Here is a 3,442-nt window from a genome sequence, read left to right on the forward strand (position 1 = left end):
ACCCCCCACACGAAACCCACCACCACACCAAACACCACGAACGCACCCATCCACCCACAACCCGACAATCACCCAACAACACAAACCACCACCACACGCGCGCTCCCCGGACCGGCCCTCGACCTGCGTTGCAGCCGATAGGCGCGGCCGTCGGCAGTCAGCCGCGAGGCGTCTGACGACCTGCCGACAGGGCGGCAACCGACTGCGCGCCCAGCCCGGACAGCGGCGGCCGTGCCCTGTGCGCACGAGACACGAATGTCCGGAACCTCCGCGGCGCGCGCTGCGCATCGTCGAGACGAGTGCGATCCTGGATCACGCCATGGCGGGGAACCCGACCACCCTCACCCTCTCGGAGTGTCTGCATGACTTCCTTGCGGCGCCTCGTCGTCTTCCGGCACGCCAAGTCGGCCCGTCCGCCGGACGTGGCGGACCACGAGCGGCCCCTGGCGCCACGCGGCTGCCGTGATGCGCCGGCCGCGGGACGGTGGCTGAGCGAGGCTGGCTGGCTGCCGGACCTGGTCCTCTGCTCGACGTCCCGCCGTACACGGGAGACCTGGGACCTGGCCGCCGCGCAACTGGGCACCCCACCCCCGACGCGATATGAGTCGAGCCTCTACGCAGCAGCCCTCCCGGAATTGCTGGCCGCCGTGCGCGAAGTCCCGCAGCACGTCCATACGTTGCTGCTGATCGGACACAGCCCGAGCGTCCAAGACCTGATCCTCACGCTCGCGGGGGACGGGCTCGGCGACGCACTTCCCCGTACGCAGGAGGCCTTCCCCACCTCCGCGATCGCGGTACTGACCTGGCACGGAACCTGGCACGCCCTCGAACCCGGCACGGCCCTACTGACCGAGATGGTGGTGCCACGCGGGAAGAAGACCTAACGGTTGGACGAGGCGTTCCCCGGCCGCCCCGAAGGCCGCCCCCCGTCACCTCGTCATCTCACCAACCCGTCAACTCGTCAACTCGACGCGGAGGAACGCGCCGAGGAGCGTTGTCGCAGGATGGTCAGGGCCCGTTCGGCCCACCGGATGTTCTCCTGCTCGAATGCGCGGCCCCGCATGAGGGTCAGATACGGACCGATGCGTTCGGCCGTCGCCAGATACTCGTCCTCGGTCCGCCCGTCGAGCAGACGAGTGCGGAGCCGGTCGTAGCGGGCCAGCTTGGCTCGCGCCCACTCCAGGCGCTCGGCGATCGCCGCCTTGACGGCCTCGGTGTCGCCCTTGTCCACGGACTGGACCTTGACCATGAGTTCGTCGCGGATCGCACTGGGTTTGGGCGGTTCGGCGGTGAAGTCGTACAGCGCCCGCTGTCCGGCCTCGGTGAGTGAGAACAGTCGCTTGTTGGGACGACGTTCCTGCTGGACGACCCGGGCTTCGATCAGGCCGTCGGACTCCATGCGGTCGAGCTCCCGGTACAGCTGCTGCGGGGTCGCCATCCAGAAGTTGGCCACCGACGCGTCAAAGCCCTTGGACAGGTCGTACCCGGACGCCTCACCTTCCAGGAGCGCGGCCAGAACCGCGTTGCGCAATGCCACCCCGTCATCCTATGACGTCTGGCCTCCTTGATTAGTAAGAAACTTGATTACTCATGCCCTTGTCTATGGGACTTCTTTGCGGCTACCCTCCCCAACACCTACTCAACAAGTTGACTATGCCCGCATGACGGCATCGCATCGCGCGCATCGCGCGTATCACATGAATCGCATGAATCGCATGAATGGCATGCATCGCATCAGCAAGAGCAGCAGAAGCAATGGAGAGAAGGGCGAGACGGGATGCTTTCCTTCCGTGAGGCCGTGGAGGCCCGTGACCACAACGCCGTCGAGGCGCTGCTGGCCGAGGACGTCGTGTTCACCAGCCCGGTGGCGTTCAAGCCGTACCCCGGCAAGGCGATCACCGCGGCGATCCTGCGTGGCGTCATGCGGGTCTTCACCGACTTCCACTACATCCGGGAGATCGCCGGCTCGGACGGCCGTGACCATGCGCTGGTCTTCAAGGCGAAGGTCGGCGATCTGGAGATCAACGGCTGCGACTTCCTGCACTTCGACGACAACGGTCTGATCGACGACTTCACGGTCATGGTCCGTCCGCTGTCGGCGGCCCAAGCCCTGGCCGAGGCGATGGGCGCGCAGTTCGAGCAGATCCGGCGCGAGGCGCTGCACGCGGTGGAGTCAAAGAGCGCGTGAAGTGAAGGACGTGGCCGGAGCCGGATCGTAGGCGGCCGCGCGGAGGTCCGTCACGGCCGTTCCGGGGACCTTGCGATCGCGACCATGGCCGCGTCGTCTCCGAGGTTCCCGCCGGCGTACTGAAGCAGGTCGTCGCGCAGGTGCTGTACGAGGCGCAGCGGGTCGGCCTCGTTCCAGGAGGCGACCCGATCGATCAGTGGGTAGAACGCGCCGGCGCGGTTTCGGGCCTCGATGACCCCATCGGTGTACAGCAGGAGGAGATCTCCGGGTGCGAAGCCGAACGTCTCGACCTCGTACTCGCTCTCCGATGGAGCGCGAAGGCCGAGGGGAAGCGCGGGATCGCTGACCTCAAGCGTGCTGACCTTGTCGGCACGCAACAGCAACGGCGGAGGGTGCCCGCAGTTCACCATCCGGATGGAGGGGCTGTCCTCGGGGACGTCCAGGACCAGCGCCGTCACGAACGACTCCTCGGCGTGCGGATCGCCGTCGGCGAGGTGGACGATGTTCCAGTACACGGAATTACCGAGGTGCGCCGCGATGCCTGGCAGTGAAAGGTTCCGGTACGCGGACCCTCGGAATGCCCCGATGAGCACCGCGGCCTCCCCGATGGCGGCCAGGCCCTTGCCGCGGACATCGCCGACGACCAGCCTGGTCGCGCCCGGGACAGGCACCGCGGCGTACAGGTCACCGCCGATCTGTGCCTCCGCCTCGGCCGAGATGTACGCGGACGCGATCCGCAGCCGTCCGATCCGATGAGGCAGAGGCCGCAGGAGCACCTTCTGTGCCCCGACGGCCACCGACTGCACCCGGCTCAGCTTCCGCAGGTGGCGATCACGGGCATAGCGGAAGGCCGTGACGAGCACGGAGATCACGATGAGGGCGGCGATCTGTGCCTGGTGATTCGGCGTCGACAATCCGCCGTGCAAGTGGCCGATGACGACCTGCGCCGCGACGGCGAGGGCTCCGACAGCACCGGTGAGACCGGCACCGGCGAACGAAGCGGTGATTGCGGGCGCCGCGACCAGAAACGGGCCGAGGTGGATGGTCGTCGGGGCATTGATGTCGATCACGGTGACCGCAACGATGATCGCGAGCGGGACGGCGACCAGGCCATGGCTCAGATGCCGGGACCTGCCGAGCCGGGTGAGACCGTGCCAGACGCGCATATCTCCTCTCTACACCCGCGCGTCGGCCCTCGCGCCTCATAGGCGTCGATCAGGCGGTACGGCTGCGCCCGGTGCTCCTTTGTCCTGG

At 67.4% G+C, this 3,442-nt stretch carries 4 protein-coding genes; 2 read left to right on the forward strand and 2 right to left on the reverse strand.

Features of this window, described 5'->3' with window-relative positions; genetic code table 11:
* Positions 1-362 precede the first annotated feature (362 nt).
* Positions 363-884 carry a histidine phosphatase family protein gene (locus tag AB0I10_RS24215; protein WP_363154689.1) on the forward strand — a complete coding sequence of 174 codons (522 nt, stop codon included), beginning with the start codon at positions 363-365 and terminating at the stop codon, positions 882-884.
* Between the two features lie 77 nt (positions 885-961).
* Here the strand turns inward: AB0I10_RS24215 and AB0I10_RS24220 are convergent, their stop codons facing one another.
* Positions 962-1,537, reverse strand: a complete 576-nt coding sequence (locus AB0I10_RS24220; RefSeq protein ID WP_363154690.1) for a PadR family transcriptional regulator — start codon at positions 1,535-1,537, stop codon at positions 962-964.
* 240 nt (positions 1,538-1,777) lie between these two features.
* Here AB0I10_RS24220 and AB0I10_RS24225 point away from each other — a divergent pair, with 240 nt between their 5' ends.
* Positions 1,778-2,188 carry a nuclear transport factor 2 family protein gene (locus AB0I10_RS24225; protein WP_363154691.1) on the forward strand — a complete coding sequence of 137 codons (411 nt, stop codon included), beginning with the start codon at positions 1,778-1,780 and terminating at the stop codon, positions 2,186-2,188.
* A 50-nt stretch (positions 2,189-2,238) separates the two neighbouring features.
* Here AB0I10_RS24225 and AB0I10_RS24230 read toward each other — a convergent pair whose 3' ends face one another.
* Entirely contained in the window at positions 2,239-3,354 is a 1,116-nt protein-coding gene (locus tag AB0I10_RS24230; RefSeq protein WP_363154692.1) for a PP2C family protein-serine/threonine phosphatase, read from the reverse strand.
* Between the last annotated feature and the right edge of the window lie 88 nt (positions 3,355-3,442).

Origin of the sequence: Streptomyces sp. NPDC050636, from assembly GCF_040654775.1 — a bacterium.
Lineage (GTDB): Bacteria > Actinomycetota > Actinomycetes > Streptomycetales > Streptomycetaceae > Streptomyces.